The organism is Rhizobium sp. AG207R (genome assembly GCF_027109195.1).
Taxonomy (GTDB): Bacteria; Pseudomonadota; Alphaproteobacteria; order Rhizobiales; family Rhizobiaceae; genus Rhizobium; species Rhizobium dioscoreae.
In genome coordinates, this window is sequence record NZ_JAEPVT010000001.1 from 727,675 (window position 1) to 743,721 (window position 16,047).

The 16,047-nt window shown below is 60.8% G+C and carries 15 protein-coding genes; 10 read left to right on the forward strand and 5 right to left on the reverse strand.

Going from position 1 to position 16,047, the window contains the following annotated elements:
* Positions 1 to 63: 63 nt before the first annotated feature.
* The 3 genes from JJQ51_RS03210 to JJQ51_RS03220 are packed head-to-tail and all read right to left on the reverse strand — an operon-like array spanning position 64 to position 2,356.
* Positions 64 to 1,449: a sensor histidine kinase gene (locus JJQ51_RS03210; protein ID WP_269244288.1), complete on the reverse strand. Its 1,386-nt coding sequence runs from the start codon at positions 1,447 to 1,449 to the stop codon at positions 64 to 66.
* The gene (locus JJQ51_RS03215; RefSeq protein ID WP_069614398.1) at positions 1,446 to 2,117 is read right to left on the reverse strand and encodes a response regulator transcription factor; all 672 of its coding nucleotides are present in this window, start codon (positions 2,115 to 2,117) and stop codon (positions 1,446 to 1,448) included. Before JJQ51_RS03215 ends, JJQ51_RS03210 begins: the two co-directional genes overlap by 4 nt.
* Before the next feature lie 2 nt (positions 2,118 to 2,119).
* Positions 2,120 to 2,356 (reverse strand): PepSY domain-containing protein, encoded by a 237-nt coding sequence (locus JJQ51_RS03220; protein WP_113353557.1) that lies wholly within the window; start codon positions 2,354 to 2,356, stop codon positions 2,120 to 2,122.
* A 259-nt stretch (positions 2,357 to 2,615) separates the two neighbouring features.
* Between JJQ51_RS03220 and JJQ51_RS03225 the strand changes: the two genes are divergently transcribed.
* Positions 2,616 to 6,659: a Pls/PosA family non-ribosomal peptide synthetase gene (locus JJQ51_RS03225; RefSeq protein WP_269244289.1), complete on the forward strand. Its 4,044-nt coding sequence runs from the start codon at positions 2,616 to 2,618 to the stop codon at positions 6,657 to 6,659.
* 7 nt (positions 6,660 to 6,666) lie between these two features.
* Positions 6,667 to 7,284, forward strand: coding sequence for a 4'-phosphopantetheinyl transferase family protein (locus JJQ51_RS03230; RefSeq protein WP_269244290.1), 618 nt, complete (start codon positions 6,667 to 6,669; stop codon positions 7,282 to 7,284).
* A gap of 76 nt (positions 7,285 to 7,360) precedes the next feature.
* Here JJQ51_RS03230 and JJQ51_RS03235 read toward each other — a convergent pair whose 3' ends face one another.
* Positions 7,361 to 8,308, reverse strand: coding sequence for a bile acid:sodium symporter family protein (locus JJQ51_RS03235; RefSeq protein ID WP_269244291.1), 948 nt, complete (start codon positions 8,306 to 8,308; stop codon positions 7,361 to 7,363).
* A gap of 155 nt (positions 8,309 to 8,463) precedes the next feature.
* On the opposite strand from JJQ51_RS03235, the gene JJQ51_RS03240 reads away from it, so the two are divergent.
* A complete protein-coding gene (locus tag JJQ51_RS03240; protein WP_269244292.1) occupies positions 8,464 to 9,162 on the forward strand; it encodes a methyltransferase family protein in 699 nt (232 codons plus the stop codon).
* Positions 9,163 to 9,180: 18 nt separating this feature from the next.
* Here the strand turns inward: JJQ51_RS03240 and JJQ51_RS03245 are convergent, their stop codons facing one another.
* Positions 9,181 to 9,678, reverse strand: a complete 498-nt coding sequence (locus JJQ51_RS03245) for a cupin domain-containing protein (protein ID WP_269244293.1) — start codon at positions 9,676 to 9,678, stop codon at positions 9,181 to 9,183.
* Between the two features lie 134 nt (positions 9,679 to 9,812).
* Between JJQ51_RS03245 and JJQ51_RS03250 the strand changes: the two genes are divergently transcribed.
* The 7 genes from JJQ51_RS03250 (at position 9,813) to JJQ51_RS03280 (ending at position 15,989) form a co-directional block, all read left to right on the forward strand.
* Complete coding sequence (locus JJQ51_RS03250; protein WP_269244294.1) at positions 9,813 to 10,373, forward strand: DJ-1/PfpI/YhbO family deglycase/protease; 561 nt, start codon at positions 9,813 to 9,815, stop codon at positions 10,371 to 10,373.
* Positions 10,374 to 10,563: 190 nt separating this feature from the next.
* Positions 10,564 to 11,382: an ABC transporter ATP-binding protein gene (locus JJQ51_RS03255; protein ID WP_269244295.1), complete on the forward strand. Its 819-nt coding sequence runs from the start codon at positions 10,564 to 10,566 to the stop codon at positions 11,380 to 11,382.
* Complete coding sequence (locus JJQ51_RS03260; RefSeq protein WP_269244296.1) at positions 11,379 to 12,149, forward strand: ABC transporter permease; 771 nt, start codon at positions 11,379 to 11,381, stop codon at positions 12,147 to 12,149. Before JJQ51_RS03255 ends, JJQ51_RS03260 begins: the two co-directional genes overlap by 4 nt.
* Positions 12,150 to 12,180: 31 nt before the next feature.
* Entirely contained in the window at positions 12,181 to 13,212 is a 1,032-nt protein-coding gene (locus tag JJQ51_RS03265) for an ABC transporter substrate-binding protein (protein ID WP_145634465.1), read from the forward strand.
* Positions 13,213 to 13,564: 352 nt separating this feature from the next.
* Positions 13,565 to 13,936: a hypothetical protein gene (locus tag JJQ51_RS03270; RefSeq protein WP_269244297.1), complete on the forward strand. Its 372-nt coding sequence runs from the start codon at positions 13,565 to 13,567 to the stop codon at positions 13,934 to 13,936.
* Positions 13,937 to 14,040: 104 nt separating this feature from the next.
* Complete coding sequence (locus JJQ51_RS03275) at positions 14,041 to 15,168, forward strand: LysM peptidoglycan-binding domain-containing protein (protein ID WP_269244298.1); 1,128 nt, start codon at positions 14,041 to 14,043, stop codon at positions 15,166 to 15,168.
* A complete protein-coding gene (locus JJQ51_RS03280) occupies positions 15,165 to 15,989 on the forward strand; it encodes a hypothetical protein (protein WP_269244299.1) in 825 nt (274 codons plus the stop codon). The genes JJQ51_RS03275 and JJQ51_RS03280 overlap by 4 nt, the downstream gene beginning before the upstream one ends.
* Positions 15,990 to 16,047 lie beyond the last annotated feature (58 nt).

Consider the following 16,047-nt stretch of genomic DNA (forward strand, 5'->3'; position numbering starts at 1 on the left):
CAATCCGTCCGCCTGCCTTGCCAAAGCAAGAAGGCGGGCGGCAATGCTTGAGCCTATAGCGAACTAGTTTTCCAGCGCCGTCTGCTTGTCCTTGACCAGCCGCGTCGGCAAATTGACGGTGACGGACAGCCCTCCGAGGCTGGAGCGGGCGAGCGTCAGCTTGCCGTCATAGGCTTCGACCAGATCCTTGGCGATCGCCAGGCCGAAGCCGGTTCCGGCGATGCTTTCGTCGAGTCGCCTGCCGCGCCGGATGAAAGCCATTTCCGCATCCTCGGGCAGGCCTGGGCCATCGTCCTCGATGCACAGCTCCACGCCCTCGGGCAGCTGCGACAGGCGAACCTTGACCCTGCCAGCCGTCCATTTCCTGGCATTGTCGATCAGATTGCCGGTAATGTCGGCAAAATCCGCCTCGTCGATCGCCAGCCACATCTCCGGCGGCGCCACGAGCTCGAAATCGATTTTCCGCTCGGCCGAGAGACGCCGCATGACCGAGATGATCTTCTGGAGATCGGCGCTGGCATCCATGACGCCAACGGTATGGGCGGCGGCGAGGCTTGCGCGGGTTTGCGCAAGCGTTCGCTTGATCTGCGCCTCCATCCGGCTCACCTCCGTCTGAATCGCCGCAGCCCGCTCCGACATACCCTCTTCGGAGAGAATACGCGCGGTCGCCTCAAGCGCCGCGAGCGGGGTCTTCAGGCCATGCGCGAGATCGCCGGCGCGCGCACGCGCCTGTGTCAATTGAGTTTCACGCGATGCGAGCAGCCCGTTGAGGTCGTCCACGAGAGGCTGGACTTCCCGCGGAAACTGACCAGTGATCTTGCGCGCGGACCGCTCCTGCACCGCCATCAGGGCCGTGCGCAGGTCATTGAGCGGCCGCAGCCCATATCGCAAGAATACCACGACTGCCCCGATCAGGGCGACTGACAGCACGCCAAGAGAGGGCGCCATGGCATAGAAGAAGCGCCAGCGCGCCGGTGCAAGCTCGCTGTTGTCGAGCGCCATGACGATATCGACCATCTGGTCGCCCGTGGCCGAGGGGATCGAAATGGACCGTTCGACGGCGAGAAGACGGCTGCCATTTGGCCCTTTCATATCCGTCGCCCGTCCGGCATCGCGAGGCCGGGCACGCAGCCAAGGCAAGTTCTGCTCCCAGAGTGATTGGGAGCGCAGCTCGACAGTGCCATTGCGGCCGACCTGCCAATAGAAGCCACCATTCGGAATGCCGAAGCGGGGATCAGTCGGCGTGTCATCAAGGAAGAGCTGATTGGACGAATTGATATCGACCGCGGCGAGAAGAACGCGCAACTCCTCGTCTATCTCCGAGAGGGCGAGAGCTCTGACGGCCAGCCCGGAAATGGCATTGATGCCGACCCCGGCGAGAAAGGTTGCAACGATGATCGCCACCACTGAACCCAGCAGCAACCGCCCTCGCAGCGAGAACGGTGTCATGACGGCGGCGCCTCGCGCGGGATAATGTAGCCCTGGCCGCGCCGGGTCTCGATGACGGTGCCGTCGAACTTGCGCCTGAGGCGTGCGACGACCACTTCGAGCGCGTTCGACAGAAGCTCCGTCTCTTCGTCATAAATGCTGTCGGCGATCTGCGTTCGGGAAAGCACGGTGCCGGCATTGTGCATCAGATAGGCAAGAAGCCGGTATTCCAGCGCGGTCACCTGAACCGGCTGCCCGCGAAACGAAACGGTGCGCTGGCGCGTGTCGAGCTCCAGCACGCCATTGGAAAGGATCGGGGAGGACTGCCCGGCGGCGCGGCGCATGAGGGCGCGCACGCGGGCCAGAAGCTCCTCCATGCGGAAGGGCTTGGTCAGATAATCGTCGGCACCCGCATCCATGCCGTCGACCTTGTCGCGCCAGCCGTCGCGCGCCGTCAGTATGATAACAGGCATACCCCGCTTTTCCGCGCGCCAGCGCCGCAGAACCGTCAGGCCATCAAGCTTCGGAAGTCCGAGATCGAGGATGACGAGATCAAAATGCTCGATATCGCCGCGATACCAGGCTTCCTCGCCATTGCTCACGGTCGAGACGACATAATGCTGATCCTCCAGGCAGCGGCGCATGTCCGCCACGATACTGGGCTCATCCTCAGCAATCAGAATGCGCATTCTCAGCGTCTCTCGATCACGGCAAGCGTTGCGCCGTCGAGCACTATATCACCACGTTTGCCATCCGGCTTCAACACGCGCACGGCATAGGCCTGACGCCCAGCTCGGCGAACCCGTTTGATACGAAGCACCTTTCCCGGCATTTCGCGCGCAACGACCGCATAGATGTCGCGCAGCGGCCGCAAACTGCCGGCATCTTCGACCAGAACACTGTTATGTATGCGACCGAATGCCTCCATACCTGGCAAGCTTAGCGGAACCGCCACCAAGAGAACGGACAGCCAGCGGGGCCAGCCGGCTCTTCGCCCGAATATGCGCAACGATATCAATCCTTCTTTCGAGCTGGCACGCAGGGTTCGCCCTGAAGCGAACCAAGCATAGCTTTCCCAACATTACAATTCACTGACAACGCCCGTAAGAGAGCTGCAAATTGAAGGGTGTATAAGCATGGGCAGATGGCACGCTGATCGTGCCGAGTTTCGTTCCGCAGAAGTTACCATGACTATCCAGATTTCGTCGATTACCCCAAATGCCAGCCTTTCAGTTTCCTCAGGCGGCATTCGGCCTGAATTCGTCCGCAATGAAACCCTGGTGGACATCTTCAAGGCAACGGTTGCCCGCAGCCCAAACAAGACGGCACTCACGCTGATCGGAACCGACCAGGCGATGACCTATGCCGAACTGGACCGGCTTTCCGATGAGGCAGCGCGTTCACTCAGCCGTCGTGGCATTGGTCCGGGTGACTTCGTCGGTCTGTGGTTCCAGCGTTCCCTCGAGCTACATGTCGCACTTCTGGCGATTCTCAAGGCCGGAGCTGCCTATATTCCCTTCGATGCCGCGGCCCCTGCCGACCGCGTGGCAGTCAGCCTCGCCGATTGCGGCGCGAAATGGCTGCTGACCCATGATGAGAAGGCGGCCCTTGCCCCCGAATTCGACGGCCAGACCCTGATCCTCAAGGGACTGCTCGCAGAAGACAATGATGGCATCGCGCCGCGTGCCGCCACGCATGGCGATCCCGCCTATGCGATCTACACCTCCGGCTCCACGGGCAAGCCGAAGGGCATCGTCATCACGCACCGGAATATCTGCCACTATCTGCGAGCAGGCAACGATGTCCTCGGCATGGTCGAATCGGACGTCGTTCTTCAACAGGCTTCGGTCGCCTTCGATCTTTCGCTCGAGGAGATATTCGTTCCCTATCTGGTCGGCGCGACATTGAAGGTTGCGACATCTGCCGTTATGGCCGAACTCGACAGGCTCGCAGATGTACTGGAAGCAGAAAAGATCACGGTCATCGACACCGTGCCGACGCTGCTCACCATGCTGGAGCGCGATGTCGAAAGCCTGCGCGTCATCATCGTCGGCGGCGAAGCCTGCCCTCCGGCGATCGTCAGCCGCTTTTCGAAAGCCGGCCGGCGCCTGATCAATACCTACGGCCCGACCGAGACGACGGTGGTTGCAACCTACGCCGAACTCGATCCATCCCGGCCGATCACGATCGGTGGGCCGATCGCCAACACGACCGCCTATGTCGTCGACGAAAACCTGCAACTCGTGGCACGCGGCGATACCGGTGAATTGCTGATCGGCGGACCGGGTGTCGCTGCCGGCTACAGAAACCTGCCGCAGCTGACAGCCGCGAAGTTCATCGCCAATCCCTTCGCCGGTCATGACGACCCGATGCTTTACCGCAGCGGCGACGCCGTGCTGATGGACGAGGAAGGGCAGCTCCATTTCCTCGGGCGCATCGACGACCAGGTCAAGATTCGCGGCTATCGCATCGAGCTCGGCGAGATCGAAACCGTCGTGGGCGAGCTTCCCGACGTGAAGGCCGCATCCGTCGTCGTGCATCGTCCGCCGGATGGCGAGGACATGCTGGTTGCCCACGTCGTTACCACGGGCAGCAGCTTCGATCGCGACAAGGCGCGCGCCGTGCTTGCAGCCAAGCTGCCGCCCTACATGGTGCCCGCCGCCTGGCATAGCCATGTCTCGCTGCCGCGGCTTCCTTCCGGCAAGATCGATCGCAAGACGCTTGCCGCCATCCCGCTGGTGACCGATCAGCCGACCCAGGCACAAGAGCCGCCGCGCACATGGACGGAAGCACAGCTACTCAAGGCCGCCACGGAAGCGCTTCGGCTGCGCTCCATCAGCTTCGAGGCGGATTTCTTCACCGAGCTCGGCGGCCATTCCATGCTGGCGGCCCGGTTTGTTTCCGAAGTGCGTAAGATCCCGCTGCTCGCCAGCATCGCCCTGCGCGACGTCTATGCCGGCCGCACTTTGCGCGGCATCGCGGCGATCCTGGAGCAGCGCGCGGAGCGCGCTTCCGGACAGGAGCGCAAGAATTTCGAGCCGGCTCCGTGGCGCCGGCGCTTTCTCTGCGGTCTTGCTCAGGCCGTGGTGCTACCCTTCATCGTCGCGATCGCAACGCTACAATGGATCGGCCTACTGCTCGCCTCCATCCTGCTGATCGATGACGGCGCGTCGGTCTGGAATGAAATCCTCATTCTGGGCGGCGTCTATCTGGCTCTCAATCTCGGTGAGAAGCTGGTCGTCGTTGCCCTCAAATGGCTTGTCATCGGCCGCACGCGGCCCGGTGTCTATCCCTTGTGGGGCACCTATTATTTCCGCATCTGGCTGATGCAGCGCATCGTTCAGCTCACCGCTCCGAAATTCCTGAAAGGTTCGCCGCTTATCCGCGTCTATATGCGCGCACTCGGCGCCAAAGTCGGCAAGGATGCGATGATCGATGAGTTCGAGGAAGGCGCGATCGACCTTGTGCGCATCGGCGCGAGATCCAGCCTCGGTGTCAAGATCAAGCTCGCCAATGTCGAAGTCATCGGCAATGAGATCCATGTCGGCACGATCGATATCGGCGAAGGCGTGCAGATCGGCAACGGCTCCGTCATCGGCCACAATGTCAAGATCGATGACGGCGCCGTCATCGGCGATCTGACGGCGATTGCCGCCGGCACCCATGTCGAAGCCCATACGCGCTGGGATGGCTCGCCCGCCCGCCAGACCGGGCACGCCGAGCACGAAGAGATGCCCGCCCATCCGGAGCTTGGTACCGTCGGGCGCGTCTTCCAGTTCGCGGCCTATTTCGTTGCCTACAATCTCAGCCTCGTCGTCGGCCTGCTGCCGATCTTCCCGGCCTTCTATCTGTTCTCCGCCGTACAGCAGATCTACGCGCCCGGCTCCGATGAGGCCCTGTCCTGGGGTATGATCGCCGCGCTCTCCTGGCCGGCCGCCTTCCTGCTGATCGTCGTGTCGATGGCTGTCGTCGTGGCGCTCAGATGGGTACTGTTGCCTCGCGTCGTGCCGGGTCGCTATTCCATTTTCGGCAATCTCTATTTCCGCAAATGGGTCGTCGGCCTGACCACCGAGGCCATGCTGGAAACCCTGAATTCGCTCTACGCCACCGTCTTCATGCGCAATTGGTACCGCCTGATGGGGGCCAAGATCGGCAAGGGCACGGAGATCTCGGCAAACTTCGCCGGTCGATACGACCTTATCGAAATGGGCCGCGACAACTTCATCGGTGACGAGACCATCTTCGGCGACGAGGAAATCCAGAACGGCTGGATGATACTCAAGCGCCTGAAGACCGGTGATCGCTGCTTCTTCGGCAACTCCTCCGTCATCTCGCAGGGTGCCGTGATCGAGAGCGATTCGCTTATCGGCATTAAGACGCGCCTGCCCGATTCCCTGCACGTCAAATCGGGCGAAACCTGGTGCGGCAGCCCCGCCTTCCAGTTCCCGACGCGCGAAAGGCTGCAGGCGGCTGCGAACACCACCTATGCACCGCCGCTCCGCATGCGCCTTGTGCGCATCCTGTTCGAGGCCATGCACACGTCGCTGCCGACCGCCATCCTCATCGTCATGGCACTCGCCATGTCCGATATGCTAGCCAGCGAAATCGACAACGGTGCCTGGGACAGCCTTTTCTGGACGCTGATGGCTGCGGGCCTTGCCACCTCCGGCATCCTCTACCTCGTTGCCGTCGCATTCAAATGGACGCTGATTGGTACCTACAAGCCGATGAACCGGCCGATGTGGTCATGGTGGGCCATGCGCACCGAAGCCGTCGCGGTCTTCTACGGCGGTCTCGCCAGCAAGATGCTGCTCGACTATCTGCGCGGCACGCCGTTCCTGCCCTGGCTGCTCCGTCCCTTCGGCGCCAAGATCGGCCAGGGAGCATGGATCAACAGCACCGATATCTGCGAATTCGATTGCACCCATATCGGCGACCACGCCGTCCTCAATATGGGCTCCTGCCCGCAGACCCATCTCTATGAAGACCGTATCATGAAGGTCGGCCGCATCACGATCGGCGACGGCGTCTCCATCGGCTCAGGCAGCACCGTGCTTTACGAGGCCAATGTGGGCGATTTCGCCGAGATCGGACTGCTGACCCTGGTCATGAAGGGTGAGGCCATCCCGCAAGGAACGTCGTGGGTCGGCGCACCTGCCCAGGCGGTTCAAACCGAGCAGGAGCCGGCTCCCGTCGCTCGGAAAGAGACCCTGCCCTCCGCCGCGGCGTGAGCGCGGGATGACGGCCCCTCGACTAGAGGTCGCCCTGACGGTCGCAGATGCGATCGCCATCCTCGTCCGCCCGATGCTTGGCGGACGAGCGGAGCGTGATCAGATCGCGCAAACAGCCTTGAGGACAGCCACGCGGCGGGACGATCTTTCCATCTATCGCCGACCGAGCGAGCGGCCAGCGCTGAGGCAGCCCTATCACGAGCTAGGTGTTTCGCTTTCACATCGCACCGATCTGCTGCTGGCGGGCTTTGCGCCCAATAATGCTGTCGGCGTGGATATAGAGGTCGAAGATATCAACGGCTTCGAACCGGTCGCCTTTGCCGCCGACCACTTCTCGCCAAGGGAAGCGGCCGCCGTGGCCACGCTCGATAACACTGCCGCGCTGGAAGTCTGTTACCGTCTCTGGGTCGCCAAGGAGGCTGCATTGAAGATCAGCGGCCGCGGCATCTTCGACGGGCTGGACGAACCCGATCTGGCGACCCAACTGAACCTCCTGCGCACCGATGGCGCGACTATCCGTCTTGGCGCCGGATCGCGGCTGCCGCCAATTGCGCTCACCGTAACGCGACTTGGCGGAACCGTGGATCAAGCCGTCTATTGCGCCCTTGCTACGGATATGAGCTGAACGACCATTCAGCGATGGGAAGCATTTCGGCCGGCACGACGCGGCTTGAAGCCGCGCTCCATCCATACCGTAGATTTCACGGCCGCGGCGGCGCGTCTACGTCTTCGCGCGAAGCAAACCAGTTTGCCAGGGTTGCGCCGGAAATATTGTGCCAGACGGAGAAGATCGCGCTCGGAACGGCGGCGATCGGCGAGAAATAGGCTGTGGCCAGCGCCGCACCCAGACCTGAATTCTGCATGCCCACTTCGATCGCCAGAGCCTTGCGCTTGTAGAAATTGAGCCTGAGCACTTTCGATGCATAATAGCCGAACAGGTAGCCGAGACCGTTGTGCAGGACGACGACGGCGAAGATCAGAAGGCCGGATTGGACGATGGCCGCCTTCGAGGCACCGACGACGGCGGCAACGATCAGTACGATGCCGATGACGCTGACGAGAGGCAGGACCGGGATTGCCGCGCGAACCAGGCCGGGCACGGCCTTTTGCGCGATGACGCCAAGCAGCAGCGGCACGATGATGACCTGCACGATACTGATGAACATCGACCAGGCATTGACAGGCAGATATTGGCTCGCGAACATCCAGACGAGGAACGGCGTGACGATGGGCGCTGCGAGCGTCGTCACACTCGTGCAGGCGACCGACAGCGCCACATCGCCACGGGCAAGATAGGTCATGACATTGCTCGAGGTGCCGCCTGGGCAGCAGCCGACCAGAATGACGCCGGCTGCGACTTCGGGCGGCATCGGAATGATCCGCGTCAAAAGCAGTGCCAGCGCCGGCATGATGCCAAAATGTGCGATGACGCCAATCGCGACCTCATGAGGACGACGCGCCAGCTCGCGAAAGTCGTCAACGGATATCGTCAGCCCCATACCGAACATGATGATGCCGAGAAGGACGACGATCCAGGGTGCGAATTGCTTGAAGACATCGGGCAGGAAAAAGCCGAGAACGGCAAACAGGATGACCCATATGGAAAAAGTCTTGCCGACGAAGGCGGAAAAGGATGCCAGGAATTTCATGGAATCTCCAGGGGGAGCATAAGGATATCCGGCCGGTCTAAACCTGGCGCATCGCGTGTCAAGGCTGCGAATTGCCGGATCCGTCCACTTCCGGCATCCATACGGCATAAATACATCGAAGGGCGCAGCAGGTTTGTCTTTCAAGGAGCCGATACATGACTGTTACCGATCCGGAACCGATGTCTCGCAAAAAGGCCATATCCTACGCAATCGGCCTACCGCTGGCGCTGCTCGTACTGATCTTTCTGCCTGCCGGTCGCCTCGACTGGTGGCCCGGATGGGCCTTCATCATTTTCCTGGTGGTAGTCTATGGGATAGTGCTGCTGATCATGCGGCGCGTGAACCCGGTCATCTTCAGAGCGCGCAGCCGCTTCCAGGCCGGGACCAAAGGCTGGGATCTCATTCTGGTCTCGCTTATCTTGCTTGGGATGATCGCCGAAATACCGCTCGGAGCCCTGGATGCTGGCAGGATGGGATGGTCGGCGATGCCAAGCTCCATCATGATTCTCGGTTATATCCTGCTGGCGGCAGGCATCGCACTCGGCACATGGGCTCAGGCCGTTAACCGCTTCTTCGAACCCGGCGTCCGCCTCCAGCGCGAACGGGGCCAGCACGTCATCAGTGACGGTCCCTATGCCTACGTGCGCCATCCCGGCTATGTCAGCGCGATCTTGGTATTTGCGGGGCTGGCACTGGCACTCGGCTCCTGGTGGGCCTTGATCCCAGCCGGCTGGGCGAGCGCTGTGCTGATCCTGCGCACGAGCTGGGAAGATGCGCTGCTTCATAACGAGCTGGAAGACTATGCCGATTATTCCAAGCGCGTTCGATTCCGATTGTTGCCTGGTATCTGGTGACGCTTTGTTTCACCGGCGCTAGGGGTTGCCATGCCAAAGGGAGCGGAGGCCACCGGCCTCTCCTTTCAGTGGATCCCTTGCGGGCACGCCAAGTTTTTCGATCATCGCCTGCTGCTCGGCCGTAGGCATTTCCCGGCAGAGATCGGCCTCCTGACCGGGAGGATAGCCGCCGATCACGAGCAGGTCTTCGCTCGCCTCCAGCCGGCAATGGCCGGTTCCGGCCGGTAGCAGCAGGGCATCGCCGGCCTCGACCGTGATTTCCTTGCCGCTGGGTCCGCCGATCATCAGCCGAGCCCGACCTGCCGCAACGCCCAATATTTCGTGGGCCGTCGAATGAAAATGGTGAAAGGAATAGACGCCGTTTCGCCAGAGGCCGCCCCAGCCATTGGTTCGAAAGAGCCGTTCGAAACTCTCAGCTCGGTCGGGGCCATCGAGCACCTGCCGATAGACGATCACAGGAAATCGCTGATTATTCGGGATCCAGCCGGACTGCTCGAATTTGATTGCCTGCTCCATCCGATCTCTCCCTGTCGATTTCCATCATAACCGCGGGATCTCGCTGCGGTTCCCACAAAGCCGGGGAACGATAGCCTGCGGCTGGAGTTTGGAAACGGGCATTCCGATCAACGATACAGCGAAAGGGATAGATCATGCCTTCCATCAATTCCGCACATATCCTCATTCTGGCGACCGACGGCTACGAACGTTCGGAACTTCGCGTTCCCCTCGACGAACTCAGGAAGCGTGGCGCCGACGTCAAGGTTGCCTCCATCAAGAAGGACAGCATCAAGAGCTGGGACAAGACCGATTGGGGCGACAGCGTTGAGGTCGATATCATCGCCAAGGATGTCGACGTGAACCAATTCGATGCGCTGGTGCTGCCGGGTGGCCAGATCAATCCCGACAAGCTGCGCATGGATGGCGATGCAATGCGGGTCGTCCGTGATTTCCTGAATTCCGGCAAGGTGGTCGCCGCCATATGCCACGCGCCCTGGCTGCTTGCCGAAGCCGATGCATTGCGTGGACGCCAGGCAACCTCCTACTGGTCCATCAAGACGGATGTCAAAAATGCCGGCGCAACCTGGAAGGACGAAAAGGTCGTGACTGATGAAGGCATCATCACATCTAGGTCGCCCGACGATCTTCCCGCCTTCGTCGACAAAATCGTCGAAGAAGTTCAGGAGGGCCAGCACCGGCGGCGCGCAGCCTGATCGATCAACTTCCACGGAACTCGTAAAACCCCGGTATCGAAGGCTGGGGTTTTCGCATTTCCCGCCTCCGATAGAACGGAACCTGCACTAATCGCATATTGACTGGTACGGCTGGCTTTGATCTGTTGGCCCAACATGACAATGCCTGATGTCCGCGCGAGGTTGCGGGCGTCCGGGAGGAAAGCAGGGCATGACGATGGAGGCTGTGAGGGCGGTCAGCCTGAAACAGGTGGCGATTTCCTTTGAAATGGCCGGCAAGACACGGTTCGACGCCGTAGCGGCGACCAATCTGAATGTTGAGGCGCATGAGTTCGTGGCTATTGTCGGCCCGACGGGCTGCGGCAAATCCACACTTCTCAATGCGACGGCGGGGCTTTTGACGCCGGCGTCAGGGACGGTCGAAGTCTTTGGTCAGCCCCTGAAATCCATCAACCGCCAGGCAGGCTATCTCTTCCAGCAGGATTCGCTGATGCCGTGGAAAACGGTTCTCGAGAATGTTGCGATCGGACTAGAGATCACGGGAACTGATACTGCCGAGGCCAGAAGGATTGCGCGGGATTGGCTGGGACGCGTCGGCCTTGCCGCATTTGCCGATCGTTTCCCGCGCATGCTCTCGGGCGGCCAGCGCAAGCGGGTCGGTCTCGCTCAGGTGCTCATCCGCAATCCCAAACTGCTCCTGATGGACGAACCCTTCGGCCCGCTCGATGCGCAGACCCGCCTGATCATGGGCGACCTGCTGCTGAAACTCTGGTCCAAGGACCGCAAGGCGGTGATGTTCGTCACCCACGATCTCGATGAGGCGATCGCCCTTGCCGACCGCGTCATCATCATGTCCGCCGGTCCGAAGTCCCGCATTATCGGTGACTTCAAGGTGCCGCTGGAACGGCCTCGCGAAATCGGCGAGATCCGGCACGATCCCGTTTTCAACCAGCTTCATCGCGATATCTGGCAGGCGCTGCGCGACGAGGTGATGACCGCCTATCGCCAGAGCAGCGGAGAGATCGCATGAACCGCTCCCTCCTTCTCCTGCTGCAGATCCTGGTGGCGCTGGTCATTCTGGTCCTCTGGCATCTGGCGACGAATACCGGCCTCTTCGGCAATCCGAAGACCATATCCTTCTTCTTTGCCGATCCGCTCAAGGTCGCGCAGCGTGTCATCCAGTGGTTCGCCAGCGGATCGATCTGGTATCATCTCTGGATCACGCTATCGGAATCGATCCTTGCCTTCCTGCTCGGCGCATTCGGCGGCGTCGTCTTCGGCTTCTGGTTCGCCCGCAGGCCTCTGATCGCGGTAGTCTTCGACCCTTATGTGAAGGCGGCGAATGCACTGCCCCGTGTCGTGCTGGCACCGATCTTCGCGTTGTGGTTCGGCCTCGGCATCTGGTCCAAGGTGGCGCTCGGCATCACGCTCGTCTTCTTCATCGTCTTTTTCAACGTCTACCAGGGTGTCAAGGAAGTCAGCCAGCCGGTGCTGTCCAATGCCCGCATGCTTGGCATGAACGAGCGGCAGCTGCTGCGCCATGTCTATCTGCCCTCCGCGCTTTCCTGGGTGTTTTCCAGCCTACATACTTCGGTCGGCTTTGCCGTTGTCGGTGCGGTCGTCGGCGAATATCTCGGTTCTGCCGCCGGTCTCGGCTACCTCATCCAGCAGGCCGAGGGTGTCTTTGATGTGACGGGCGTCTTTGCGGGCATGGTGGTTCTGACCGCTTTCGTCCTGCTGGTGGATTGGGTCATGACGATGGTTGAACGACGGCTGCTTGCCTGGCGCGGCCAGTAGCGCAAAGAAACGGAGACGTGGAGGAAAAACTATGGAACGCAGGACATTTCTGATCGGAACCGCGAGCTTTGGAATCGGCGCTTCGCTTGCGGGGATTCTGCCGGCGGTGGCGCAGGATGCGAAGCCGGAAAAGCCGGACCTGTTGATCGGCGTCGGCGGCAAGCCGCTGCTCTATTATCTGCCCCTGACGATCGCCGAACGGAAGGGCTTCTTCAAGGAAGAGGGTCTCAACGTCACCATCAACGATTTCGCCGGCGGTTCGAAGTCGCTGGAGGGACTGATCGGCGGCTCCCTCGATGTCGTCGCCGGCGCCTATGAACATACGATCCGTATGCAGAACAAGGGTCAGGATATCGTCGCGATCTGCAATCTCGGCCGCTTCCCCGGCATCGTCATCGCCGTGCGCAAGGATCTCGCCGGCGAGATCAAGTCGATGGCGGACATGAAGGGTCGCAAGATCGGCGTCACCGCGCCAGGCTCCTCGACGGCGCTCATGTTCCAATATGCCATGCTGAAGAACGGACTGAAGACGGACGATGCGTCGCTGATCGGCGTCGGCGGCGGGGCCGGCGCGGTTGCCGCGGTCAAGAGCGGACAGATCGACGGCCTTTCCCATCTCGATCCGGTCATCGCGCAGTTGCAGTATGATGGCGACGTCACGGTGCTTCTGGATACGCGCACCGAGGCCGGTACACGTGCGCTTTTCGGTGGTCCGAACCCGGCCGCGACCGTCTACATCAAGCGCGAATTTGCGAAAGAGAACCCAATCACCACGCAAAAGACGGTCAATGCCTTCATGAAGGCCCTGAAATGGATCGCGACAGCAAGCCCCGAAGATGTCGCCGGCGTCGTTCCGGAAGAATATCTGCTCGGCAATCGTGACCTCTACATGCAGGCATTCAAGAATTCCAAGGAAATGTATTCCCCGGACGGCATGGTCACGCCGGAAGGCTATAAGTCCATGATGGGTGTGTTGAAGACGCTCGATCCCGAACTCGCCAATGCCGACGTACCCTTCGAGAAGACATTCGATCCGACTTTCGCCAAGGCTGCAAAGATCTGACCGAAGCAATGGGTCTGCCCGGCGGTTGACCGGGCAGATCCATACCCTGTCGGCTCCCGGGCTAGCGAACCAAAATCCCTATCAGATCGGGCAAGCGCCGGTGGGCCGGCGTGATGCTGATGGCGGAGGCTCCCCCGCATTATGGATCCAGCCCGCTGCTGTCTTTGCACGTCAAGCGATCATAACGGCAACTAACAGCTTCCATCCCTCTCGAAAAAATCAACCAGGCGCCTAGATCACGCGTGGTAGTGTGATCTGAGGTATAGCGAGGTTTTATTGCCCGTGCCTTTCGGCGGCTTCATTCGTCGTCAAACGCCGGGATTCAAGTGGAAATCTATGGAGTACCAACGGCATGGCTTCACTTGCCAAACTGTTTCGAGCGCCCTTCGTAATTGCTTTATTTATCCTTTCCTGTGCACTTTCCGCCGCGTGGGCCGATGATGCGGGTCAATCATCAGGCGGGACTCAGCTCCCGCGGCCGACGAGCAGCTATAGAGCGACCTCTGCGGATGGTGTACCGGTGAGATTGAACTACTTCTCTCCGCAAGACGGCGTTTCAGTCGTCTTCGTCATCGGCGAAACAGGCCAATCTCTGAAGACGCTTCCATCCATCGAAGAACAAGGAAAGCTCCTGGATGGCTTGCTGAGCCAGTTAGTCAGCGAACATCGACAGGGCGATCATATTTATGCAGCTAACGGTGGAATATCTCTATGTCAGGTATGATTAGTAGTCTAATTGTCATATGACGATAGCGGAAACCTGATACGGCGTTGACAGGCGCATCAGCCAACTATCCTATTCCGTAAAGCAACACACGGGGGAAAAGTATGATCGGCACACGATATCAGATCAAGGCGGGCGATACGCTCTGGTCTATCGCCCACGAACATCTCGGCCATGGTGCGCAATGGCCGCGTATCTGGCGCTATAACAACCGCCGCGATGTTATTCGCACCACCGGACATGGAATTCCCGATCCGGATTTGATCCATACCGGCAGCACAATTCTGATCCCCGTTCTGCCAGGTCAGCGCGAGCATGGCAGCACCGGCCATAACCATACACCGCATACTTCGCAGCATCATAATCCCTCGACATCCGCCGCCACTTCGGCGCCGCATTCAGCCTCGCCGCAGCCGCTTCGCACCGGCAACCCGGCTACGGAACTGAAGAAGGAGTTGCCTCACGTCTATTCGCCGATCTCGATCAAGTACCGCTTAAACGATCTGACAATGCCCGTCATCGAGACCCCGACGGCGACAATCGAGTTCCGCATGACCGGCGATGTCGTCCTGATGACGGACAAGCGCTACCCGGCGACCTATGTGAGCAATGGCGGACGGCTGGAAACGCAGATTTCGCAGCAGGCCAACGTCGCTTTCGGCCAGCTCGTTGGCGACACCCGCTTCATCTACGATTCGAAGAAAAGGGAAGTGACAGTGCGCTCGATGCTGGTCAGCCAGAGCACGACGCCCAACGCGACCGCCACCGCGGTTGGCGTCGAGTTCAGCTCCAGCAGCCCGATCCCGAAGCTGCGTGCCGAGGTCCGCTTCCCCAAGCTGCAGGGCAGGATCGGCACGTTCCACTATGTCGCGATGAGCGTGGCCTTTGTGATTCTGATCACGCCTAAAGCACAGATTCCTCCGTCTGCGCCTTCGCCCCAGGCCGTGCGTGACGCGGTGCGTATCCGCGAGCCCGATGAAGGAACAAACTGGAGCCGCGTCATCGGCACCGGCCTGGTCATCGGTGCTGGCGTTATTGTCGTCGGCACCCTCGTTGAGGATTTCTTCTCCGGCGGTGTCGGCGTTGCCGATGATCCGGCCTCCTTCGCGGCCGCGGGCGCCTCGCTGACGCGCGGCCTCGCCATGCTTCGGGGTGCGGCCACCACAGCCCTGCCACGCGCCGCGGTTCCAGCCGCCGTGCATGTCGGCGCCCGGGTTGGACTGGCACATTGATTGTCTCACGGCGTCTTCTACTTGGCGCAGCAGTGGTTCTGGCCGGGAGCGGTTCCTACCTTCTCGGCCGATCTACACCGAAAGAGGATACCATTGCCGATCCTGATGCGTATGCGGCCAAGCTTGGCCGGCAACAGGGCCTGACGATCGGCTGTGGCGATCCATCAACCTTCTACGTGCCACCCTATCTACCCGCCGATGCGCCGGTAGAGGGCGTCGTGTTGAGCCCTGCCGACCACACCGCCGTGAAGGACTCGCTGCGCGGCATTGCCAGGGCTTTCGAAGCTTATCCGGATCAATGTCTCGGCCGGATCATCAAGGCGATCTTCATCGCCGGCAGGATTTTGATCGACGGCGCCGAAGCGGGCGGCACCTATGGGCAGGACTGGATATTTCTCGCCGCACCTTCCAATGTATCGGCCGAGACGCGTCAGCTGACCGCGGAACTTGGCGTGCACCACGAAACAAGTTCCTTCATCTGGCTCCGCAATGATGCCCTGCAACGGGCCTTCACCGCGCTCGAGCCGGCCGGTTGGCAATTTCAGAACAGTGCGACCGATCAGATCGCTCGCAATGGCCAGACCGCTCCACCGGTGGAAACCGGCTTTCTCTCCGCCTATGGCGCGACGACCTCGGAGAATGACTTCAATACCTATGCAGAGGTCGTGTTTTCCGATCCGGAGCGTCTGATAAAGCTGGCCGAAAGCGTACCGGTCATTGCAAAAAAACTCGCGCTGACACTCGATTCCTACATCGCCATCGACGAGCGGCTGCGCGAGACCTTCGCTCGAAACGGCCTGCTGAAAGCAGCCGTGCGATAGACCGGCCGATCGCCTCACCGCCATCGCGATGAAGATGGCAGTCGATGCCGCGCCGAGA

Bases quoted from the DNA above. Each gene is read 5' to 3' on its own strand.
- JJQ51_RS03270 (WP_269244297.1), top strand. From the start codon at position 13,565: ATGGCTTCACTTGCCAAACTGTTTCGAGCGCCCTTCGTAATTGCTTTA.
- JJQ51_RS03275 (WP_269244298.1), top strand. From the start codon at position 14,041: ATGATCGGCACACGATATCAGATCAAGGCGGGCGATACGCTCTGGTCT.
- JJQ51_RS03240 (WP_269244292.1), top strand. From the start codon at position 8,464: ATGACTGTTACCGATCCGGAACCGATGTCTCGCAAAAAGGCCATATCC.
- JJQ51_RS03265 (WP_145634465.1), top strand. From the start codon at position 12,181: ATGGAACGCAGGACATTTCTGATCGGAACCGCGAGCTTTGGAATCGGC.
- JJQ51_RS03260 (WP_269244296.1), top strand. From the start codon at position 11,379: ATGAACCGCTCCCTCCTTCTCCTGCTGCAGATCCTGGTGGCGCTGGTC.
- JJQ51_RS03235 (WP_269244291.1), bottom strand. From the start codon at position 8,308: ATGAAATTCCTGGCATCCTTTTCCGCCTTCGTCGGCAAGACTTTTTCC.
- JJQ51_RS03215 (WP_069614398.1), bottom strand. From the start codon at position 2,117: ATGCGCATTCTGATTGCTGAGGATGAGCCCAGTATCGTGGCGGACATG.
- JJQ51_RS03230 (WP_269244290.1), top strand. From the start codon at position 6,667: ATGACGGCCCCTCGACTAGAGGTCGCCCTGACGGTCGCAGATGCGATC.
- JJQ51_RS03220 (WP_113353557.1), bottom strand. From the start codon at position 2,356: ATGGAGGCATTCGGTCGCATACATAACAGTGTTCTGGTCGAAGATGCC.
- JJQ51_RS03210 (WP_269244288.1), bottom strand. From the start codon at position 1,449: ATGACACCGTTCTCGCTGCGAGGGCGGTTGCTGCTGGGTTCAGTGGTG.
- JJQ51_RS03255 (WP_269244295.1), top strand. From the start codon at position 10,564: ATGACGATGGAGGCTGTGAGGGCGGTCAGCCTGAAACAGGTGGCGATT.
- JJQ51_RS03245 (WP_269244293.1), bottom strand. From the start codon at position 9,678: ATGGAGCAGGCAATCAAATTCGAGCAGTCCGGCTGGATCCCGAATAAT.
- JJQ51_RS03225 (WP_269244289.1), top strand. From the start codon at position 2,616: ATGACTATCCAGATTTCGTCGATTACCCCAAATGCCAGCCTTTCAGTT.
- JJQ51_RS03250 (WP_269244294.1), top strand. From the start codon at position 9,813: ATGCCTTCCATCAATTCCGCACATATCCTCATTCTGGCGACCGACGGC.